Genomic DNA, 20849 nt, shown 5'->3' with positions numbered 1-20849 from the left:
AGCGGCCGCGTGGCCCTCGTCACGGGCGCCGGCCAGGGCGTGGGCCGCCAGGTGGCGCTGCAGGGCGGCCCACGGCGCGGCGGGTGTGGTCGTGAACGACTACTTCCAGGAGCGCGCGGAAGCGGTTGCCGCCGAAGTCGAGAAGGCGGGCGGCAAGGCGATCGCCGTGCAGGCCGACGTCACCAGCTTCGACGCGGTCAAGGCCATGGTGGCCAAGGCCGAGGCGCAGTTCGGCAAGGTCGACATCCTGGTCAACAACGCCGGCAACGCGGGCGCCAATCCGGACCCGGACGCGCGCAAGCCCTTCTGGGAGACCGGCCCCGAGGCGTGGAACAGCTTCATCGGCGTCAACCTGTACGGGGTGATCAACTGCACGGCCGCCGTCGTTCCCGGCCTGATCGAGCGGGGCGCCGGACGCATCATCACCGTGATCTCCGATGCCGGACGCGCCGGCGAGAGCGGGCTGGAGGTGTATTCCGGCGCCAAGGCGGGCGCCGCCGGCTTCACGCGCGCCATCGCGCGCACCCTGGGCCGCTACAACGTCACCGCGAACTGCGTGGCCATCGCCGCCACCGCCACCCCGGCGATCAAGGCGCGGCTGGAAGCCAACCCCGAGCGCACCAAGAAGATGCTGTCGAACTACGTGATCCGCCGCCCGGGCGAGCCCGCCGACGTGGCGAACATGGTGCTGTTCCTGGCCTCCGGCGCGAGTAGCTGGATCACCGGCCAGACGTATCCGGTCAACGGCGGCTTCTCGTTCGCGCTCTGAGGAGAACATCATGTCCGACGACAAACCGCGGGTGCGGGTGGAGCGGCGCGGCCACGTGCTCATCGCCACGATCGACCGCCCGGAAGTGAAGAATGCCTGCGATAACCAGACGGCCTTCGAGCTGAACGCCGCCATGGACCGGCTCGATGCCGAGGACGAGCTTTTCGTGGGCATCGTCACCGGCGCGGGGGGCGCCTTCTCGGCCGGCGCGGATCTGAAGGCGGCGGCCTCGGGCGCGCTGCGCCAGTCGCCTGCGCGTGGCGGCTTCGGCGTGTTCAAGCGGCCGCCGCGCAAGCCGCTGATCGCCGCGGTCGAGGGCGTGGCCGTGGGCGGCGGGCTGGAGCTGTGCCTGTCCTGCGATCTCATCGTCGCGGCCAAGGACGCGCGCATGGGCCTGCCGGAGGTGCGCCACAACCTGGTGGCGGTGGGCGGCGGGCTCTTCCGGCTGCCCAGGCGGATTCCGTACCACATCGCCATGGAGCTGGCGCTCACCGGCGAATTGAAGACGGCCGACTACTTCGCGGCGCTGGGGCTGGTCAACCGGCTCGTCGAGCCCGGCCAGGCCCTGGCCGAAGCGCTCGCGCTGGCGGACCGGCTGATGGCCAACGGCCCGACCGGCCTGGCGGCGGCCAAGGAGATCGTTTTCCAGGCCGCCAACTGGACCGAAGCCGAGGCCTGGGAGCAGCAACGGGCGATCGCCAACGTCGCGTTCGAGTCGGAAGATCGCAAGGAAGGGCTCAAGGCTTTCGTGGAGAAGCGCAAGCCGGTCTGGCAGGGGCGCTAGGATGTCTGGACATGCATCCCGTGCGATGCGGGATGCGTGCCGAGACGGCCGGGGCATGTCGGCCTGCTGCCCCGGCAAGCAAGGTCGTGCGCCACGGGCGACATGGTGCGGATGGCGGCGGCATGACGGTCCCGCCCCGTACCGTGGCGCGGCAATGGTGCCCTGGACGCCGTCCGGGGCACCACAACAGCAGCATAGAGAGGGCGCCGCAGCGCCCCTGGAGACACCCATGAAGCGTGCATTCTGGTTGAGCCTGGCGCTAGGCGTGGCAGTGGCTGCCGGCGTGTCCGGCGCGCGGGCGGAGACGTTTCCCTCGCGTGCCCTGTCGATCATCGTGCCCGTCGGGCCGGGCACCGGCGCGGACACGGCCACCCGGGTGGTGGGCGAGGCCGTCGCGCGCGATCTGCGCACGCCGGTGGTCGTGGAGAACAAGCCCGGCGCCGACACGCTGATCGGCGTGCAGGCCCTGCTCAACGCGCCGGCAGACGGCTACACCGTGCTGCTGCTGACGCCCTCCAGCATGGTGATCAACCCGGTGGTCAATGCCAAGCTGCCCTACGACCCGCAGGCGATCCGCCCGCTCACCCAGGTCACGCGCGGCCAGGCGGCGCTGGTGGTGGGGGCGAACGCACCCTACGACGACCTGCAGTCGCTGCTGGCCGCCGCCAAAGCCAGGCCGGGCGAGGTGTCCATCGCGAGCTACGGTGGCCACCACTACCGCCTCGGCAACCGCGCGCTGGAACGGCAGGCCGGCGTCGCGTTCAACCACGTCCCCTACAACGCGCCCTCGCAGGCGGTCAACGATGTGATCGGCCGCAGCGTGGACGCCATGTTGATCGACCTGGGCGGGGCGCTGCCGCTGATCGAGCAGGGCAAGATCAAGGCGCTCGCCGTCACCGGCGTCGAACGCCATCCCAAGGCGCCGCAGATTCCCACGGTGCGCGAGAGCGGGCTGCCGGACTACAGCCTGTACGTCTGGATCGGCTTCGGCGTGCGCGCCGACACGCCGGAAGACCGCATAGCGGCGCTGGAGGCTGCGTTGCGCAAGGCCGTGCACAGCGACGCCTTCACCCAGTACACCGCCAAGCAGGGCGCCGGCGAGACCGTGGGCGGCTCGGGTACGGAGCTGCACGAACTCATCGTGCGCGACACCGAGCGCTATCGTACGCTGGTGCGGGAATTGGGCGAGATCTGAGCGGGCCCGCGTGGCGGACGGGCGCATGGCGCGTCCGTGTCGTCCCACGCAGCAGGGCCCCAGGCAGGGTGCAGGCACCCGAGGAGGAGGTAGAAACGATGGATCGTAGCGTCGATGTGAGAACCCGGTTTGTCGAGATCCAGGCGCGCATGCGGCTGCCTGTCATCGTCGCGCCGATGCTGCGCGTCTCGGGGCCGGCACTGGTGGCCGCGGTGCGCGCGCAGGGCGCCGTCGGCGCCTTTCCGACGGCCAACGCGCGCTCGGTGGAGGAGCTGGACGACTGGGTCGCGCAGATCAAGCGCCTGGGCGCGGGCATCGAGGCGCTGCCGCCCTATTGTCCCAACCTGATCATGCGTCAGGCCCGCCTGAAGGACGACCTCGCCTGCCTGCTCCGGCACGGGGTGGAGATGGTGATCACCAGCGTGGGCTCGCCCGCGCCCGTGGTGCAGCCCTTGCACGATATCGGCTGCCTGGTCTTCGCCGACGTCGCCTCCATCGAACATGCGGAAAAAGCCCTGCGTGCGGGCGCCGACGGCCTCATCCTGCTCACTGCGGGCGCCGGCGGCCAGACTGGCTGGGCCAACGGTTTCGCGTTCGTCCGGGCGGTGCGGGCGTTCTTCGATGGCCCGCTGGTCATGGCGGGCGGCATGTCGGACGGCGCCGCGCTGCTCGCCGCCCAGGTGGCGGGCTGCGACCTGGGCTACATGGGCACGCGCTTCATCGCCACCCGCGAGAGCATGGCCGCCGAGGCCTACAAGGCAATGCTGGTGGAAAGCCGCCTGGACGACGTCATGCTCACCCGGGCCTTCACCGGCCTGGACGCGAACATGCTGCGGCCGTCCGTCGTCGCGGCGGGGCTGGACCCGGCCAACCTGGAGGAACTGAACAGCGAGGAGATCGCCAGGCGCAAGTATGGCGGCGGGCAAGGCCAGGAAGGGCCCAAGCGCTGGAAGGACATCTGGAGCGCCGGGCATTCCGTCTCGGGTATCGACGGCGTCGACACGGTCGCCGGGCTGATGGCGCGCACACGCGAGGAATACGAGAGCGCTCGCCAGCGCGCCCGCCGGCTTCTGGAGTGATCGCTACGGCATGGCTGCGGTCAAGTCTCGCAACAGCCGAACGAAGTTCTGCAGCGGCAGGTCCTGGTTCTCGAGACGAAACGCCATGTACAGCGTGGACGATGCCAGTTCGTCTTTCAGCTCGCGATAAGCCACCCCGGGTAGCTGGATGCAAGAGAAATCGCTGGGTACGATGGACACACCCGCCCCCGCCGCGACCAGGCTGACAATCGACGCTGACTCCTGGACCTCTCGTTCGATGTGAGGGCTGAACCCCGATGCGCGGCACAGTGCTATCACGCGCCAGTAAAGGCCGATGCCGGCATCCCTTGGGTAAGCAATGAAACGTTCCGCTTTCAAGTCCGCAACGGACAGAACGGACTGGCGCGCCAGGGGATGATCGGCCGGCAAGGCAACGATCAGGGGAGAGACGTACCAGGGTTCGATGCGTATCTCCGCCGGGATCGGAATTTCGGGCCTTCTCAAGAGCCCCAGGTCGATCTGGCGTCGTTCCAGTGCGTCGATCTGGGCGTTCGATCCCATCTCGCGGTAGCTCAGGATCGCTTCAGGATGCCTGTGCTGGAAAAGCCGGATGGCTCGCGGCAGCACGACATTGAACATGGATGAAGCCGTATAGCCCAGAACGAGTTCGCCGATGATGCCTTCGGCGGCCTTGCGGGCCTGTGTCCTGGCCGTGTTGGCGCGCTCGAGCACGTCGCGCGCGACGACCAGGAACGCCCGCCCCGCCTGCGTGAGGTAGATCCGTCGGCTGGTACGTTCGAAAAGCGACGCCCCCAGTTCCTCTTCGAGAGCCCGGATCTGCACGCTCAGGGGAGGCTGCGCCATGTGCAGGCGTTGCGCTGCGCGGCTGAAGCTCAACTCCTCCGCCACCGCGACGAAATACCGAAGATGCCGTAGATCCATATCCTGAAGATATAGGTTATGCCATTTATTTAGTATTTGAGAGTATACGAGCCCCTGCCTACACTTGCTCCGAACGCCGATCGAAGCGTGCCGATATTGGAGTGGACAGGAGATTTCATGGCGATGGACGCGGACTGGCTGAACCTGAAGGCTCGCAACAGCGTGGTGGAGCGATTGAACGACGGCCAGCCGGTCGCAGCCCTCGGCATCCGCTGCTCCAGGACCCCGGACATCATCCGCATTGCCAAGGCCACGGGCCACCATGCGGTGTGGATGGATCTCGAACACAGCAGCATGTCGCTGGATACGGCCTCGGTGCTGTGCAATGCAGCGCTCGACCAGCAACTCGTCCCGTTCGTCCGCATTCCGGAGCGGGAATACGGCGTCATCGGGCGCCTGCTGGACGGCGGAGCGGTGGGCATCATCGCGCCTCGCATCGAAACCGTCGCCCAGGCCGAGGATCTCGTGCAGGCCTGCAAGTTCCCCCCGATGGGAAGCCGATCCGCCATCGGCAGCCTGCCGCAACTGGAGATGAGGCGGGTCGATGCGGCATCGCTGAACGCGGCCATGAATCGACTGACTGTGCTCAATGTATTGATCGAGACGCCGCTGGGCATCGAGAACATGGACGCGATGGCGGCGGTCCCCGGTGTCGACATGATCAGCATCGGCACCAACGATCTCGCCGCGGAAATGGGCGTGCCCGGCGATTTCAGGCATCCCCGTGTGCGCCAGGCCCATGAGGCGGCGATTGCGGCCTGCCGGCGCCGGGGCAAATTGCTGACCATCGGCGGTGTTCCGGACCCGGCGTACAGCGCCGAGCTGATCCGCATGGGCGCCGCGCCGTTCCTGTTCACGGGCATCGACACCGACATCCTGCTCGGCGCCTGCCAAGAGCGTCTGAGCGCTGCGCTTTCCACACTCGAGTCCTAGCATCATGGCCGACGACATTCTCATCCCCGAACCCATGTGCGCCGCCCACACATTGAGCGCGCCGACATTCAAGATGCCGGACGGCAGTTGGGACACCCACGTCCATGTGTTCGGCCCCGAAACGACCTATCCCAGGGTTCCCCATCCGCACTACACCCTGCCTGAAGGGACGTTGGCGCAACTGCAGGCGATGACTCGACAACTGGGCATCCGGCGATTCGTCATCGTCCAGCCCAGCTTCTATGGAACGGACAATCGCTGCATGCTGGATGCCCTCGAGGCGGCCGGCCCGACCGCGCGCGGGGTGGCCATGGTGGAAGAGTCCGTCACGGACGAGGCGCTGCGGGCGATGCACGAATCGGGCGTGCGCGGGCTGCGGCTGGACCTGTTCCTGCGCTCGAACTGGAAACTCGAGGACATCCAGGCATATATCACGCGCTCCATCGAACGCGTGCAGCCGCTGGGATGGCATGTTCAGTTCTACACGCCGGGCTGGCTGGTCCGGGATCTGCTGCCCTTTCTCGCCCGGTTGGAGACCGATTTCGTCATCGATCACATGGGCTACATGCTCGAGAGCGACGGCCTCACCACCCAGGACTTCGATCGCCTGGTTCGGGTCGTGGCAGAAGGGTCCGGATGGCTCAAGCTGTCGGGCCCCTACCGACTGGCCAAGGATGGCAACTTCGACCGACTCAAGCCCCTGGCCAGGGCGCTGGTGGCCGCGGCGCCGTCCCGCGTGATCTGGGGCAGCGACTGGCCCCACATTCCCCACGGCCAGATGGACACGGGTGGCCTGCTCAACCTGCTGGGCGACTGGGTTCCCGATGAGAGCGTGCGCAACGCCATTCTGGCTGACAACCCGGCCCGGCTGTTCCGCGCATGAATCCGGCCTCTCGAGCTTCGCCATGGGCTGCCAGGCTGGGGTTGATCGTCCCGTCATGGAACACTGCCATGGAATACGAGCTGCAGCGGCTCTGCGCCGGGCAGTATTCGGTGCATACGGCGCGAATCGCGTATCAGGCCGACACGGTCGAAAACCTCACGCGCCTGAGCCGGGAGGCTTTTACCGCCATCGAGGTGTTGGCGCACGCGCAGCCCGACGTCGTCTGCTTTGGCTGCACAGGAAGCGGTTTCCTGAAGACGCCCCAGGAAGACCAGGCGTTCGCGGAGGCGCTGACTGCCCACTGCGGCATCCCGACGCTGACCTCGTCCGCGGCGGTGCTGAGCGAGTTCTCGCACCTCGGCGCTCGCAGGATCGCCGTGGCCACCCCCTATGAGGACTGGGTGAACCAGCGGCTGCGTGCCTATTTCGAAGCCGCGGGATTCGAGATCTTGGCATTGACGGCGCTGGGCGATGCGGCACATGGCAGGAAATCCGCGCAAGAGATCGCGCAGCAGACCATCGAAGCTTGTCCGCCCGATGCCGAGGCGATCTTCCTGAGCTGTTCCAATCTCTTCACGCTGGACGTCGTGGACAGCATCGAATCCGCGACGGGCAAGCCTTTGCTGAGCAGCAATATCGCCGCGTTCAGAGGCATGCAGCGGCGGCTGAAGGAAGGCCGGCTCCCGCCATGACGCCGCTGAAAAAAATAAAAATTCAGGGAGACAAGCGTGAAGGCAGCACATCTGATCCTGTCGATACTCATCGGCGCCACGGCGTCGGTGGCCGGCGCCCAGCCCGTCGAGTTTCCAACACGAGCCGTACACATCATCGTGCCTTTCTCGGCAGGAGGCGGCGCGGATCTGCTGGCGCGCACGCTGGGCGCGAAATTGACGCAGACATGGGGCCAACCCGTCGTGGTCGAGAACAAGCCGGGCGCAGGGTCCAACATTGCCGCCGAGTATGTCGCCAAGTCGACCGCCGACGGTTACACCCTTCTGCTGGCCTCAACGGCCAACAGCATCAACCACAGCTTGTATCCCCAGCTCAATTACGATATGCGCCGGGATTTTCTCCCGGTCGTTCTGATCGGAGAAACCAGCCAGATACTGATCACGAACCATCGGCTTGCGGTGTCGGACGTCGACGGTCTCATCCGGCTTCTCAAATCGAATCCGGACAAATACAGCTACAGCTCCTCCGGCAATGGGTCGCAGCCGCATCTGGCAGCCGAACTCTTCAAGCATATGACCGGCACGTCCATGACCCATGTCCCGTACAAGGGCGCTGCGCCCGCCATGAACGATCTGCTGGCGGATCATGTGCAGATTTCCTTCGGCACGGCGCCGGCCGTCATGGGGCACATCAAGAGCGGCAGCGTGAAAGCCCTGGGCGTCAGCGGCAAGAACCGTATCGCCCAACTGCCGGACGTCCCGACGCTGCACGAAGCCGGCGTTCCCGGCTATGAGGCCAGCGGTTATATCGGCCTGGTCGTGCCGGCGGCTACGCCAGCCGACGTCGTTGAAAAGCTTTACCGCGATACGTCGGCGATTCTCGATGGGGAAAGCGTCAAACGCACACTGTCCGATGCGGGATTCGAAATCCGGACAGCGCCTTCCGAGGACTATCGCCGCCTGATCGACGATGAAATTCGTAAATGGGCGGCAGTCGTGGACGCCTCCGGCGCACGTATCGATTGACCATGCCGACGGGTCTCGCTTCCCGATGCTGGAGCCAGCGGATGAAAAGTGCTTTTCGCGTATTTTTCTGTACGGCGCTGTCGATGTGTCTGGCCGCCAAGTCCATGGCCCTGGCCGTGTATCCCGATCGTCCTGTGACCCTGATCGTTCCGACGCCTCCAGGTGGCCCCCTGGACCGGGTCAGCCGCCTGTATGCCCAGCATCTCCAGGGGTATTTCGGGCAGCCGGTGGTGGTCGAGAACAAGGTCGGTGCGAGCGGAAAAATCGGTGTGCGCGCCGGCTTGCAGGCGCCTCGCGACGGTTACACGCTGATCGCGGTATCGCCTTCCATCGTCACGGTAAACCCGGTGGTCGACGAGGACGTGGGGTTCGACCCTTTGCGCGACTTCGAGATGCTGGGGATGGTCGCGCGCAATACCGGGGTGGTTGCAACCCGCGCCGACCTGCCGGTCTCGACCATGGCGGAGCTGGTGAGCTATGCCAAAGCCCACCCTGGACAGCTCAACTACGCCTCGTTCGGCGTGGGAACCAGCCTGCATCTGTTCAGCGAGGAGCTGGCGCAGACCCTGGGCATCGCATTGCGCCACATTCCCTACAAAGGCGAATCGCAGGCCATGCACGCCCTGATCGCGGGCGAGGTGGATCTCATGCTTTACGTGACTGCACCCGTCGTGCCGTTCGTGAAGTCCGGCCGTGTGAAAGCGCTGACGGTCACGACGGGCCAGCGTTGGGCGGAGCTGCCGGATGTACCGAGTTTTGCCGAATCAGGCGTGCCGCAGCTCGAGGGCTACACCTATCATTCGTGGGTGGGATTCCTGATGCCGCGCGACGTGCCCGCGCAAGCCGCCACGCGCTTGCGCGAGGGGATAGCCGCGGTCGGGCGCAAACCGGAACTCCGGCAGGCGCTGCAAGACCAGGGCTTTGACGCAATCGAGAGCGGTGCCGACGCCATGCGGCAAACCGTTTCCGATGAACTCGAGCGCAACCGCAGGGTGGTGGAGCGCGGCGGCATCAAGCTCGATTAGGGGGGCGGTCTCAGCAAGCCGCCACGCGAAGCTCGGCACCCGCGCCATGCAGGGTTGCATGCCGGCGTGCGCTGCTTGCGTCGCCGGCCACCCCGGCATGTCCTGCCAGCGGGAAATGGCAAGCCACTTGGTGCGCCGCACCGTCGGCGAGCGCGCGCAAGGGCGGTTCTTCGGCGGCGCAGCGCGCCTCCGCCCGCGGGCAGCGCGTGCGAAAGCGACAGCCCGAGGGCATGTTCAGCGGCGAGGGCGTCTCGCCGCGCACCATGGGGCGGGAGGGCGAGCGCCGGCTGGGCTCCAGGGTGGGCACGGCGTCTAGCAGGGTGGCGGTATAGGGGTGCCGCGGGTTGGCATACAAGGCCTGGGTGGGCGCGATCTCGCACACCTTGCCCAGATACATCACCATCACCCGGTCGCTGATGCCGCGCACCACGCTGAGGTCGTGCGAAATGAAGAGCAGGGTGAGGGCGCGGGCGTCCTTGATGTCCTCCAGCAGGTTCAGCACCTGCGCCTGCACCGAGACATCCAGGGCCGAGACCGGCTCGTCGCACACGAGCAGGCGCGGGTCCAGCACCAGCGCCCGCGCGATGCTCACGCGCTGGCACTGGCCGCCCGAGATTTCATAGGGTTTGCGCTGGCCGAAGCGCGCCGGATCGAGGCCGACGCTGGCCAGCGCCTCGCCGGCCAGGCGGCGTCTTTCGGGCCGGGTGTATCCACCCACGGCCACCAGCGGCATTTCGACGATGTCGAAGACGCGCTGCGCCGGGTTGAGCGAGGACAGCGGGTCCTGGAACACCATCTGCATCTGGCGGCGCAGCTCGCGCAGGTGCGCCTTGCCCACCGCCAGCACGGGGCTGCCCGCCAGGCTCACGCTGCCGCTGTCCGGATGGGGCAGGGCGAGCAGGGCCCGGGCGAGCGTGGACTTGCCCGAGCCCGATTCGCCGACGATGCCCAGGGTTTCGCCGCGGGCAAGGTCGAAGGAGACGTCGGAGACTGCCTGCACGCGGCGTGCGCCACGCGCCGGGTAGGTCTTCACGATGTGGCGCACCTCGAGCAGCGGCCCGGTCTCGGGCGATAGGCAGGCAAGCGTCATGGCGGGTCCTCAGGCGGGGTGCCAACAGGCATGGACATGCGCGGCCGCGCCGCTCAGCGCCGGGGCGTGCTCGCGGCACTGTGCGCTGGCGTGCGCGCAGCGCGGCGCGAAGGCGCAGCCCGGGATCGGCCGCATGAGGTCGGGCGGCGCACCCGGGATGACGGGCAGGCGCGCATGGGGCGTGCTGTCCAGGCGCGGCGCCGAGTGCAGCAGCGCCTCGGTGTAGCGCATGCGCGGGGCGTGCAGCACGGCGGCAGTGCCGGCCCGCTCGACCAGACGGCCGGCGTACATCACCCCCACTTCGTCGCACATCTCGGCCACCACGCCCAGGTTGTGGGTGATCAGGATGAGCGCCATGTCGTGGCGATCCTGCAGCCGGCGCAGGAGGTCCAGGATCTGCGCCTGCACGGTGACGTCCAACGCGGTGGTCGGCTCGTCGGCGATCAGCAGGCGCGGATTGCAGGCGAGCGCGATCGCGATCACCACGCGCTGGCGCATCCCGCCCGACATCCGGTAGGCATATTCCTCGGCGCGCTGGGCCGGATCGGGGATGCCGACTTCGGCGAGCAGTTCGACGGCGCGGGCGCGCGCCGCTTTCTCCGCGAGATCGGTATGCTGGCGCAGCACCTGGGCGATCTGCCGGCCCACGGTCATGACCGGATTGAGCGAGGTCATGGGGTCCTGGAAGATCATCGCGATCTCGCGTCCGCGGATCTGCCGCATGCGCCGCTCGGAGGCGGCGCGCAGATCCTCGCCGGCGAAACGCACTTCGCCCGCCAGCCGGCCCAGGGCCGCCCCCGAGAGCAGGCCGATGATGCTGCGCGCCAGCACCGACTTGCCCGAACCGGATTCGCCGACGATGCCCAGCGTGCGGCCCGGCGCCAGGGTGAACGACACGCCGTCCACCGCCCGCAGTTCGCCCTGCGGCAGGCGAAAGCAGGTCACCAGGTCGCGCACGTCCAGCAGGGGGTGCGGGGTGCTCGTCATGCCGCGCTCCCGCGCCCGTCGATGCGCCGCTGCAGGGCGTCGCCCAGGCGGTTGAGGGCGTAGATCGTCAGGAACAGCACGCCGGCCGGGAAGAACACCGCGTGCGGCGCCAGCATCACGGTGGCCTGCTCGGCGGACATCATGGTGCCCAGGCTGGGGGTGGGCGGCGGAATGCCCAGGCCGAGAAAGCTCAGCCCGGCCTCGGCCACGGCGGCGACCGCGAGCACCAGCAGCGAGTACGCGAGCAGGGCGGGGACCAGGTTGGGCAGCAGCTCGCGCAGGATCAGGCGGCCGTCCGACATGCCCGCGGCGCGGGCCGCCGTGATGAACTCCTGCTCGGCGTAGCGCAGCGTGTTGGCGCGGGCGATCCGCGCGAACGACGGGATGAAGACGATGCCCAGGGCCAGGACTACCTTGAGCAGGGGCTGGCCCGGATAGGCGACCATGGCGATGATGAGCACCAGCGGCGGGAAGGCCAGGACGATGTTGGTGCCGGTGAGCACCATGCGCTCGACCGAGCCCCGAAAATAGCCCGCGCAGATGCCGAGCAGGCTGCCGATCGACAGCCCGATGGCCACCGAGCCCAGGCTGACCGCCCACGTCACGCGCAGGCCGTGCACCGTGCGCGAGAGCACGTCGCGCCCGAGCGAGTCGGCGCCGAACCAGTGCGCCGCGCTGGGCGAGGCCAGCATGTCGGTCAGGCTCTGATACTGCGGGTCGGCCAGCGGCAGCCAGGCCGCGGCCAGCGTGGCGACACAGACCAGCGCCAGCCAGGCGAGCGCGATGCGGGTACCCCAGGCTTTTCTCACGTCAGTGCCTCCATGACGCGGCGCGTCTTGCACGACGCCTGAAACGGCGACGGTGCGATCCAGGGCACCGCCGAGCCGGCTTTGCCGGCCCGCCAGGGCCGCCCGCTGGAGCGCCCCGGCGTTTCCTGGAGGGCGCGCGCGTCAGCGCGTAGGGGGTGGGTTTCATCCTAGGCTTCCCGGCCGCGCATCAGGCGCGGATCGACGATCACGTAGACCAGATCGGTCAGCAGGTTGATGGCGATGAACATGATGGCGACGAACAGCACGATGCCCTGCATCATCAGGAACTCCTGCTGGTAGATCGATTCGACCAGCAACTGGCCCAGTCCGGGCAGGGCGAACATGCTCTCGATGATGATGGCGCCGCCCATGAGCCGCCCCATGTTGATGCCGACCACCGTGATCAGGTTGAGCGACGAGGGCCGCAGCGCGTTCTCGAGCAGGATGCGCCAGGTCGGCAGGCCCATGCCGCGCGCCAGCGCGATGAAGTTCTGCTGCAGGGTGCCGATCATCTCGCTGCGCAACAGGCGCAGGTAGACCGGCACCTCGATGAGGGCCAGCGAGAGCACCGGCAGGATGAAGCCGCGCAGGTTGGCCCAGACACCGTCGCGCAGCGGCACATAGCCCGTCGCCGGCAGCCACTGCAGGTACATGGCGAAGACATAGATCAGCACCAGGCCGATCACGAAGGACGGCAGCGACAGCAGCGCCAGCGAGCCGCTGAGGGTGACGGCATCGAACGCGCTGCCGCGCCGGTAGGCGCTCCAGATGCCGAGCGGAACGGCGATCGCGAGCGCGACGATCTGGGTCAGGACGAGCAGCTCCAGCGTGACGGGCAGGCGCGACAGGATCACGTCGAAGGTGGATTCGCCGGAATGCACCGAGTGGCCGAAGTCGCCCCGCAGCACATTGCCGAGCCAGTGCAGGTAGCGTTCGGGCAGGGGCTTGTCCAGGCCAAGCTCCGTGCGCAGCGCCGCCACCCGCTCGGGCGTGGCGGCGTCGGCCAGGATCATCGTGGCCAGATCGCCCGGCAGCAGGGCGACCAGCAGGAAGCTGATCACGGAAACCGCGAACAGCGTACCCGCAACGCCCAGCACCATCCGTAGGAAGCGGCGGCCGGGCATTTTCAGCCTCTGTCCGGCGGCGAACGCAGTGAGCGTGGGGGCCGTTTCATCCTCGCTCACTCCTTCCAGACACTGTCGAAATACACCAGCCCGTCGGGCACCACATCGATGCCGTGCACCGTCGGCGAGGTCACGATGGCGTCGGAAACGTTGAAGAGATAGGCGATGGGCACGTCCTGCGCCAGCACGCGCGCCATCTCGGCGTAGATCTCGCGCCGCTTGGCCGGGTCGGCTTCCTGGCGGCCGCGATCCAGCAGTTCGTCGACCTTGGGGTTCCCGTAGCCGACGTAGTTCGAGTTGGGGACTTCGTCCGCGTACTTCGAGTGCAGGAACGTATAGGCATTCAGATGAGGATCGGCGCGTCCGGTCCAGCGGAAGTACGAGGCGACGAAGGTCTTGGACGTCATGTTCTGCACCAGCCGGTTCTGGTCCAGCGGCTGGATCCGAGCCTCGATGCCGGCGGCCTTCCACATGTTCTGCAGCGATTGCGCGAACTGCAGATTGTTGGGTGTGTTGTTCACCTGGAACTCGAAGCGGACCGGTTTGCCGTACTCGGCGACCAGGGCTTTGGCCTTGGCGAGGTCGAACTCCGGATAGACCTCCGTGGGCTGCGCCACCGGCAGGCCCGCGCCGAACGGGCTGTAAGCCAGGGTGGGAATGTCGAAGCTCAGGGTCTTGCGCAGCAGTTCGCGATCCATGGCGTAGGCCACGGCCCGGCGCACGCGCACATCGTCGAAAGGCGGCGCCTTGGTATTCATGTAGATGCCGTCGGTGCCCATGCCGGCCGGCTGCAGTACCACGGCCTTGGGGTTCTTCTTCATCAGCGCCGAGAAGCGGTGCGACGGCTGGAAGATCATGTCCGTCTGCCCCGACTGGAACGTGGCTTCGTTGGTGACGACGTTCTGGATGCCGCGCAGCACGATGCGATCGAGGTAGGGCTTGCCCTGCTGCCAGTAGTCGGGATTGCGCTCGGCCACGAAACGGCTGCCGCGCACCCATTCGACGAACTTGAAGGGGCCGGTGCCGACCGGATGGGTGCCGATGGTTTCGGGCGAGGCCTTGAAGGCCGTGGGCGAGACCATCACGCCGATGGCGTCGGCCAGCATGGTGGGCAGCGCGGCGTTGCCGTCCTTGAGCACGATCTCCACCGTGTGCGGGTCCACCGCTTTGACCGACGCGATCTCCTGCGCCTGGTTCAGGCAGCGGCAGCGGTTGGCCGGATCGCGCGTGCGCTCCAGGTTGGCCACGACGGCCTCGGCATCCAGCGCGGTGCCGTCGTGGAACCGGATGCCCTCGCGCAACTCGATGCGCCAGGTGGCGAGGTCGTCGCTGGAGGTATGGCTTTGCGCGAGGAAGGGTACCGTTGCGCCCTGCTCGTCGATGCGAAACAGCGATTCGTACACCGGCGTGGCGAACTGCCGCTCGGTGAAGCTGCCGGTGCGGATCGGATCGATGACGAGCGGGTCCTGGGCCAGGCCGACGTCCAGCGTGCCGCCGCGCTTGGGTTCGGCGGCGAGCAGCGGGCCGCACAGCAGGGCCGTGATCAGCGCTCCGGACAGCACCTGAAACGGCCGCCGGTGCTGCGGCCTCATGGGACGTTGCATGCGCATCTCCTCGCCCTGCTCGGGCATTTATATTTGCTGGTCAGTAAACCAATATTTGAATTCGAGTCGGACGGGATGTGGCAGGGATGTGGGCGATTATTTTACTTGTCAGAAAAATAATATATAAGCAGGAACCCTAATCCCCGAGGGTGTCACGAGGGGATAGAACCCTCGTGCTCAGGGTATGTTCGGATGCATGACCCTGGCCTCTTTAATTTATTATTTTGTTAATCAGTAAGTTTAAGAGGCTCCCCCATGCTTGCAGGTCTTTCGGTGATCGAAGTCTCCTGCCCGCATTCGATGCTGGCCGGACAGGTACTGGCGGACCTCGGAGCCGACGTGCTCGTGATCGAGCCGCCCGGCGGTGCGCCGGGCCGGCGGCTGGGCCCGTTTCTGGATGACCGGCCCGGCCTAGAGCACAGCCTGACCTGGGCGGGCATGAACCGCAACAAGCGCGGCATCACCCTGGACCTGGACAGCGGCGACGGCCTGGACATCGCGGCGGCCCTGATCGAACGGGCCGACGTGCTGATCGAGCCGGCGCCGGCGCGCTGTACCGCGCACGACCGGCTGCTGCACTGCGTGTTGCGCGGTTTCTCCGCCGCCGGCCCGAAGCGGGGCTACGCCTGCACCGACCCGGTGCTGTGGGCGGCCACGGGTGTGCCGGCTCACACGGGCGACGGCGACCGCCCGCCCCTGCTCGCGCCCGTGCCGCAGCCCATGATGGAAGCCGGCGCGGACGCCGCGGTCGGCATCCTGGGTGCGTTGGCCGCCCGGGAGCGCGACGGTGCGGGCCAGCGCGTGGAGGTCAGCACCCGGGCGGCGGCCATGATGAGCGCGCTCGGGCTGCCGTATTTCGCCACGGCCAACGACAGTCCGCCGCGGCGCGGCCAGGGCAGGCAGGCGGTGCCGGGCATCCAGGTGCCCTCGGTGTACGCCTGCAAGGACGGCTTCGTGATGCTCACGATCGCGTTCGCAGCGTTCGCCGGCATGACCGAGCGCATGGCCGCCTGGCTGATCCGGCGCGGCGACATGCCGCACGCGCATGCACAGGTGGATTGGGCGAACTACCCGGCCGACGTGCGCGTGGGCCGGCAGACGCTGGCGCCGTTGCGCGGCCTCATCGACGGGCTGCACAGGGCGCTGGCGACCCTCACGAAGGCGCAGGTCGGCGAGGCGGCCCAGCGCGAGCGGTTCTTTGCGGCGCCGCTGATGGACATGGCCGACATCGGCGCCTTCGCGCAGTACCGCGAGCGCGGACTGTGGGCCGCGCTGCCGCTCGTCGACGGGCGGGAAGTCGCCGCGCCGGCGCGCTTCGCCCAGTTCTCGGACTACCGCATCGAGCAGCGCCGCCCCGCGCCCCGGCTGTCGGAGCATACGGCCGAGGTGCTGGCGGGCCTGGGCTACTCGGGCCTGGAGATCCAGGCGCTGTTCCACCACCGCATCATCTGAACGCCGGGAGGCCGCATGCACGAGGCACCGCTCAAGGGGATCAAGGTACTGGACATGGGGTGGGTGATGGTCGGGCCCATGTCCGGACGCTACCTCGCCGATCTGGGCGCCGACGTCGTCAAGGTGGAGAGCAGGCAGCGCATCGACCCCTTGCGTACGCTCGGGCCGTTCAAGGACGGCGTCGCCGGGCCCGAACGGACCTTGTCCTATCATTTCATCAACGCCGGCAAACGCAGCCTGGCGCTGGATCTCTCCCGGCAGGCCGCGCGCGAGATCGTGCGCACGCTGGCGGGCGACAGCGACGTGCTGATCGAGAGCTTCACGCCGGGCGTGATGGCGCGCATGGGGCTGGACTACCCGAGGCTGCGCGAGACCAACCCGCGGCTGGTGATGGCTTCCACCTGCATCATGGGGCAGACCGGGCCGGCGGCGAACACCAGCGGCGTGGGCACGCTGGGCGCCGCGTATGCGGGCATGAGCAATCTGATGGGCTGGCCCGATCGCCCGCCGACGGGCCCCTACGGCGCCTGGACCGACTCGGTCGCCCCGCGCTTCGTGGTGGCCGCCATCCTCGCCGCCTTGCACCGCCGGCGGCACACCGGCCTGGGCTGCCACATCGACGTCGCGCAGGCCGAGGCCGGCCTGCAGTTCGTCCTGCCGGCCTGGTTCGACTACGCGGCCAACGGGCACGTGGCGGCGCGCCGCGGCGGCGTGCCCGATCCGCTGCGTGCGCCCTGCGGCGTCTACCCGTGTGCCGGCGAGGACCGCTGGGTGGCGATCGACGCGGCCGATCCGGCGCACTGGCGCGCGCTGGCGCGATGCCTGGGCGCGCCGGTAGACGGGCCTGCGTTCGCGACGGTGACGGCACGGCTGCGGCGCCGCGCCGCGCTGGACGAAGCGATCTCGGCCTGGACGCGTCTGCGCACCGACATCGAGGCCGAAGCCACCTTGCAAGCCGCCGGCGTCCCGGCGCATGCGGTCAGCCATGCCAACGATCTCGACGCCGATGCCGACCTGGCGGCGGACGGGTATTTCCAGCAGGTCGAGGCGCCCGTGATCGGGCCCTGCCGGATACGCGGCGCCCAGTTCCGGATCGCGCCCGCCGCCACCGAGCCGGCTCGCCCTGGGCCGTGCATCGGCGACGGCACCGACACCGTGCTGCGCGAGCGCTGCGGCCTGTCCGAGGCGCGCATCGCCGAGCTGCGCGCGGATGGGGTGTTGCAATGAGTGGCGCCGCCGTGGACGCGGCCAGCGGCGCACCCCGCCGCGGCGAGCCCAGGCCGAAGGCCGCCGCCACCAACCAGCAACTGCGCCAGCAGGCCGTGGACCGCATGATCGAGGCCGCGATCGCGCTGATCGCGGTCAAGGGCGCGGCGGGGTTGACGCTGGTCGACGTCGGGCGGGCGGCGGGCTACAGCCATACGCTGCCCAACTATTACTTCAAGTCCAAGAACGAACTGCTGCGCCAGGCCTACGGCCGCTCGGTGGGGGCGTTTCGCCGACGCTCCGGCGCCTGGCGGCGCCAGGCGCTGCGCGCTCCGGTCCGCGACGACGCGCTGTTTTCCACCATGCTGGCCTATGTGCACGGCGGCTGCGCCGATCCTGCCGGCGCGCGCGCCGTCAACCTGATCGCGGCCGAGGCCGTCACCTCGCTGCCCGGGCTGCTGCCGGAGGTGCGCCTGCAGAACGAACGCATGCTCGCACTGCTGCAGGACAGGATCGAGGCCGGTGCCTGCGGCACCGGCGCGGCCGAAGCGCCCGCGAGCATCGAGGCGCTGCTGGTCCTGGCCGCCCTGCGGGGCCTGGTGTCGCAGCACCTGCTCGGCGTTCCCGCCGCCGACGTCGATGCGGCGGTCAGGATGTTGCATGGGTTCATCGAAGGCGGGCCTGCAGGCGGCCGGAGCGCGGCCTGAGCCCCGGCGCCGGCCCCTGCCGGACCGGGCGCCGGTGGCGCGGCTCTTGCGACCGTGGCCGATGCCCTCACCTGAGAGCAGTATCCACCTCGAAGACGCCGCTTCCGCCCCCATGTCCCTGTCCGCCTCCGATCTCGATTCTCTGGCCCAGGCCAAGCGACTGCTCGAACATCCCGGCCTTGCAGCACGGTTGGCCGGCGTGGTCGGCGCGCCCATCGAGCGCGGCCTGTCGGCCCTGCCGGGCCGCATGTCCGGCGCGATCACCGAGATCACCCGGCGTTCGCTCGACAAGGCGCTCAACGTGGCGCTGCTCACCATGAAGAACCCGGTGCAGGGCGAGGCCGTGCCGGTGCGCGCGCCCAAGTCGGCCGACTGGTGGCACAAGATCGCGGTCGGCACCTCGGGCGCGGTGGGCGGCGCCTTCGGCATGGCCGCCCTCACGGTGGAGCTGCCCATCTCGACGACCATCATGCTGCGCTCGATCGCCGACATCGCCCGCAGCAACGGCGAGAACCTGGCGCTGCCGCAGGCCCGGCTGGAGTGCCTGCAGGTGTTGGCCCTGGGCGGGCCCAGCCGCAAGGACGATGCTTCGGATGCCGGCTATTTCGCCGCTCGCGCGGCGCTCGCCCAGGCCTTGCATGCGGCGGCGCTGCATCTGTCGCAAAAGGGCTTGACCAGCAGCGGCGCGCCCGTGGTGGTCAAACTGGTGGCCGAGATCGCCACGCGCTTTTCGGTGACGGTGTCGGAGAAGGCGGTGGCGCAGGCTGTGCCGGTGATCGGCGCGCTGGGCGGGGCGGCCATCAATGCGCTCTTCATCGACCACTTCCAGGACATGGGGCGAGGCCACTTCACCGTGCGGCGCCTGGAGCGTCATTACGGCGAGGACGCCGTGCGCGAAGCCTACCAGCGGCTGTGAGCGGGCACGGATCGGCGCGCGCGCAGACTCCCGATCGATGCGCGGCAGGCCCGCTCGCCCGGTGTCGTTGCGACGCGGCCGGCAAGGGGCGGGCGTAGCACCGTGGTCACGGGTCGCGGGCTATGATGGGCGCGTCATCCACGTCGCGCACTCTCATGGTCGAACAGGAAATCAAGTTGTATGTACCGCCCGCGGCACGCGAGGCGGTCAAGGCGCGCCTGACCAAGCTGCCGGGGCCGCGCCGGGTCCGGCTGCGCGCGATGTATTTCGATACGCCCTCGCGCTGGCTGGCGCGCCACCTGGCGGCGATCCGCCTGCGCCTGGAGGGTCGCCAGTGGGTGCAGACCTTCAAGATGGCGGGCGCCGATTCGGTGTCGCGCATCGAGCTGAACCACCGTCGTCCCGGCCCCGAGCTGGACCTCTCGGTCTATGCCGGTACGCCGGCCGAGCCCCTGTTCGCGGCGCTCGACGGCGAGCTCGCGCTGCGCTACGAGACGGATGTCATGCGCCTGGTGCGGCAGGTCCGCGTGCGCCGGGCCAACATCGAGATTGCCTACGATGTGGGCGCGGTGCGCGCGCCCGGCTTCGAGGCGCAGATCAACGAGATCGAGTTCGAGCGCACCGCCGGCTGGGTGGATGCGTTGTTCGGCGTGGCCATCGATTGGGTCAAGGAGCACGGCCTGGTGCTGGACGCGCGCAGCAAGGCCGAGCGGGGCGACGCGCTCGCGCGCGCCGGCACGGTCCTGGCGCAGGCCCTGCCGGAGGACGAAGCACGGGTGCGCGCGGCCCAGCGGGCCCAGCTCGACGCGCCGGTCGGCGCAGCCAAGCTGGATCTGCCGGCCGATGCGACACCGGCGCTCGCGCTGCAGATGCTGAGCCAGTCCGCCTTCGACCAGATCGTGCGCAACGCGGCCTTGATCGCGATGGCCCCGGCGGGCGCCGACATGGCCGAGCACGTGCACCAGTTGCGCGTGGGAGTGCGGCGCTTGCGCTCGGGCTGGCGGCTGTTGCGCGGCTGGACGACGCTGCCCGAGCCCGCCCTGCAGGAGGACGCGCGCCGCTTCTTCCAGGCATTCGGCGCCGCGCGCGACACCGATGTGCTGCTCGACACTGTCTTCCCGACGCTGGAACAGGCCGGCATGCCGCCGCTCGCACGCCCGGTGCGCGCCGAAGGCGATGCGGCCGGCATGGCCGCTTCGCACGCCTTCCAGACCTGGCTGATCGAATTGCTGCGCTGGCTGGCCAGCCTGCCCGCACGCAGTGCCGTGTCGCAGGCCGTGGCGGGCAACGACGGCGCCGAGCCCTATGCGCCGCTGGCCGTCGCGCGCCTGCGCAAATGGCATCGTGCCGTGCTGCGCGACGGCGCCCGCTACCGCGAACTCGACGAGCACGCGCGGCACGCGCTGCGCAAGGACGTCAAGCGCCTGCGCTATGGCCTGGGCTTTGCCCGCGCCTATTTCGAATCCGCCCGCCTGAAGCCTTACCTGAAGCGCCTCTCGACCCTGCAGGACGTGCTGGGCGAGGTCAACGACCTCGCCGTGGCGCGCGGCTACTTCCTGCAGCGCGCCCACGCCGAGCCGGCCGCCTGGTTCGCGGTGGGCTGGATCGCCGCGCGCCTGTCGGCGCTGGAATCCGAGACCGTGCGCGAAGTCGAGGCGCTGGGGAAGACGCGCAAGTTCTGGTAGG

At 68.7% G+C, this 20849-nt stretch carries 20 protein-coding genes; 14 read left to right on the top strand and 6 right to left on the bottom strand.

Going from position 1 to position 20849, the window contains the following annotated elements; genetic code table 11:
* Nucleotides 1-91: 91 nt before the first annotated feature.
* The 4 genes from FOZ76_RS00550 (at nucleotide 92) to FOZ76_RS00535 (ending at nucleotide 3827) form a co-directional block, all read left to right on the top strand.
* The gene (locus FOZ76_RS00550; RefSeq protein WP_246129228.1) at nucleotides 92-769 is read left to right on the top strand and encodes an SDR family NAD(P)-dependent oxidoreductase; all 678 of its coding nucleotides are present in this window, start codon (nucleotides 92-94) and stop codon (nucleotides 767-769) included.
* Between the two features lie 10 nt (nucleotides 770-779).
* The gene (locus FOZ76_RS00545; protein ID WP_143946162.1) at nucleotides 780-1553 is read left to right on the top strand and encodes a crotonase/enoyl-CoA hydratase family protein; all 774 of its coding nucleotides are present in this window, start codon (nucleotides 780-782) and stop codon (nucleotides 1551-1553) included.
* A gap of 229 nt (nucleotides 1554-1782) precedes the next feature.
* A complete protein-coding gene (locus tag FOZ76_RS00540; protein ID WP_170235237.1) occupies nucleotides 1783-2748 on the top strand; it encodes a Bug family tripartite tricarboxylate transporter substrate binding protein in 966 nt (321 codons plus the stop codon).
* A 98-nt stretch (nucleotides 2749-2846) separates the two neighbouring features.
* Nucleotides 2847-3827, top strand: coding sequence for an NAD(P)H-dependent flavin oxidoreductase (locus FOZ76_RS00535; RefSeq protein ID WP_211365905.1), 981 nt, complete (start codon nucleotides 2847-2849; stop codon nucleotides 3825-3827).
* Between the two features lie 3 nt (nucleotides 3828-3830).
* Here FOZ76_RS00535 and FOZ76_RS00530 read toward each other — a convergent pair whose 3' ends face one another.
* Complete coding sequence (locus FOZ76_RS00530; protein ID WP_170235236.1) at nucleotides 3831-4730, bottom strand: LysR substrate-binding domain-containing protein; 900 nt, start codon at nucleotides 4728-4730, stop codon at nucleotides 3831-3833.
* Between the two features lie 117 nt (nucleotides 4731-4847).
* Here FOZ76_RS00530 and FOZ76_RS00525 point away from each other — a divergent pair, with 117 nt between their 5' ends.
* From FOZ76_RS00525 to FOZ76_RS00505, 5 genes are read left to right on the top strand one after another with little or no spacing between them, the layout of a single operon-like run.
* Nucleotides 4848-5663: an HpcH/HpaI aldolase family protein gene (locus tag FOZ76_RS00525; RefSeq protein WP_143946159.1), complete on the top strand. Its 816-nt coding sequence runs from the start codon at nucleotides 4848-4850 to the stop codon at nucleotides 5661-5663.
* Between the two features lie 4 nt (nucleotides 5664-5667).
* Nucleotides 5668-6546: an amidohydrolase family protein gene (locus FOZ76_RS00520; RefSeq protein WP_143946158.1), complete on the top strand. Its 879-nt coding sequence runs from the start codon at nucleotides 5668-5670 to the stop codon at nucleotides 6544-6546.
* Entirely contained in the window at nucleotides 6543-7238 is a 696-nt protein-coding gene (locus tag FOZ76_RS00515; protein ID WP_425473208.1) for a maleate cis-trans isomerase family protein, read from the top strand. The genes FOZ76_RS00520 and FOZ76_RS00515 overlap by 4 nt, the downstream gene beginning before the upstream one ends.
* A gap of 36 nt (nucleotides 7239-7274) precedes the next feature.
* Nucleotides 7275-8243 (top strand): tripartite tricarboxylate transporter substrate binding protein, encoded by a 969-nt coding sequence (locus FOZ76_RS00510; protein ID WP_143946156.1) that lies wholly within the window; start codon nucleotides 7275-7277, stop codon nucleotides 8241-8243.
* 2 nt (nucleotides 8244-8245) lie between these two features.
* Complete coding sequence (locus FOZ76_RS00505) at nucleotides 8246-9268, top strand: Bug family tripartite tricarboxylate transporter substrate binding protein (protein ID WP_170235235.1); 1023 nt, start codon at nucleotides 8246-8248, stop codon at nucleotides 9266-9268.
* 10 nt (nucleotides 9269-9278) lie between these two features.
* Here the strand turns inward: FOZ76_RS00505 and FOZ76_RS00500 are convergent, their stop codons facing one another.
* The 5 genes from FOZ76_RS00500 to FOZ76_RS00480 form a co-directional block, all read right to left on the bottom strand.
* On the bottom strand, nucleotides 9279-10358 hold the full coding sequence (locus tag FOZ76_RS00500; protein ID WP_143946154.1) for an ABC transporter ATP-binding protein: 1080 nt from the start codon (nucleotides 10356-10358) through the stop codon (nucleotides 9279-9281).
* 9 nt (nucleotides 10359-10367) lie between these two features.
* Nucleotides 10368-11345, bottom strand: a complete 978-nt coding sequence (locus tag FOZ76_RS00495; protein ID WP_143946153.1) for an ABC transporter ATP-binding protein — start codon at nucleotides 11343-11345, stop codon at nucleotides 10368-10370.
* Nucleotides 11342-12154, bottom strand: coding sequence for an ABC transporter permease (locus tag FOZ76_RS00490; protein WP_143946152.1), 813 nt, complete (start codon nucleotides 12152-12154; stop codon nucleotides 11342-11344). The genes FOZ76_RS00495 and FOZ76_RS00490 overlap by 4 nt, the downstream gene beginning before the upstream one ends.
* Nucleotides 12155-12321: 167 nt before the next feature.
* Nucleotides 12322-13278, bottom strand: a complete 957-nt coding sequence (locus FOZ76_RS00485; protein WP_246129227.1) for an ABC transporter permease — start codon at nucleotides 13276-13278, stop codon at nucleotides 12322-12324.
* Nucleotides 13279-13334: 56 nt separating this feature from the next.
* A complete protein-coding gene (locus FOZ76_RS00480) occupies nucleotides 13335-14882 on the bottom strand; it encodes an ABC transporter substrate-binding protein (protein ID WP_170235234.1) in 1548 nt (515 codons plus the stop codon).
* Nucleotides 14883-15137: 255 nt separating this feature from the next.
* Between FOZ76_RS00480 and FOZ76_RS00475 the strand changes: the two genes are divergently transcribed.
* The 5 genes from FOZ76_RS00475 to FOZ76_RS00455 all read left to right on the top strand — a co-directional run bounded on the left by FOZ76_RS00475 (nucleotide 15138) and on the right by FOZ76_RS00455 (nucleotide 20848).
* Entirely contained in the window at nucleotides 15138-16334 is a 1197-nt protein-coding gene (locus tag FOZ76_RS00475; protein ID WP_143946150.1) for a CaiB/BaiF CoA transferase family protein, read from the top strand.
* Between the two features lie 15 nt (nucleotides 16335-16349).
* Nucleotides 16350-17561 (top strand): CaiB/BaiF CoA transferase family protein, encoded by a 1212-nt coding sequence (locus FOZ76_RS00470; protein WP_143946149.1) that lies wholly within the window; start codon nucleotides 16350-16352, stop codon nucleotides 17559-17561.
* Nucleotides 17558-18247: a TetR/AcrR family transcriptional regulator gene (locus FOZ76_RS00465; protein WP_143946148.1), complete on the top strand. Its 690-nt coding sequence runs from the start codon at nucleotides 17558-17560 to the stop codon at nucleotides 18245-18247. Before FOZ76_RS00470 ends, FOZ76_RS00465 begins: the two co-directional genes overlap by 4 nt.
* 112 nt (nucleotides 18248-18359) lie before the next feature.
* Nucleotides 18360-19163 (top strand): EcsC family protein, encoded by an 804-nt coding sequence (locus FOZ76_RS00460; RefSeq protein ID WP_143946147.1) that lies wholly within the window; start codon nucleotides 18360-18362, stop codon nucleotides 19161-19163.
* A gap of 122 nt (nucleotides 19164-19285) precedes the next feature.
* Complete coding sequence (locus FOZ76_RS00455; RefSeq protein ID WP_342781851.1) at nucleotides 19286-20848, top strand: CYTH and CHAD domain-containing protein; 1563 nt, start codon at nucleotides 19286-19288, stop codon at nucleotides 20846-20848.
* Nucleotide 20849: the final 1 nt, after the last annotated feature.

Origin of the sequence: Verticiella sediminum, assembly GCF_007558815.1 — a bacterium.
GTDB lineage: Bacteria > Pseudomonadota > Gammaproteobacteria > Burkholderiales > Burkholderiaceae_B > Verticiella > Verticiella sediminum.
This window is presented reverse-complemented; position numbering and strand designations above follow the sequence as displayed.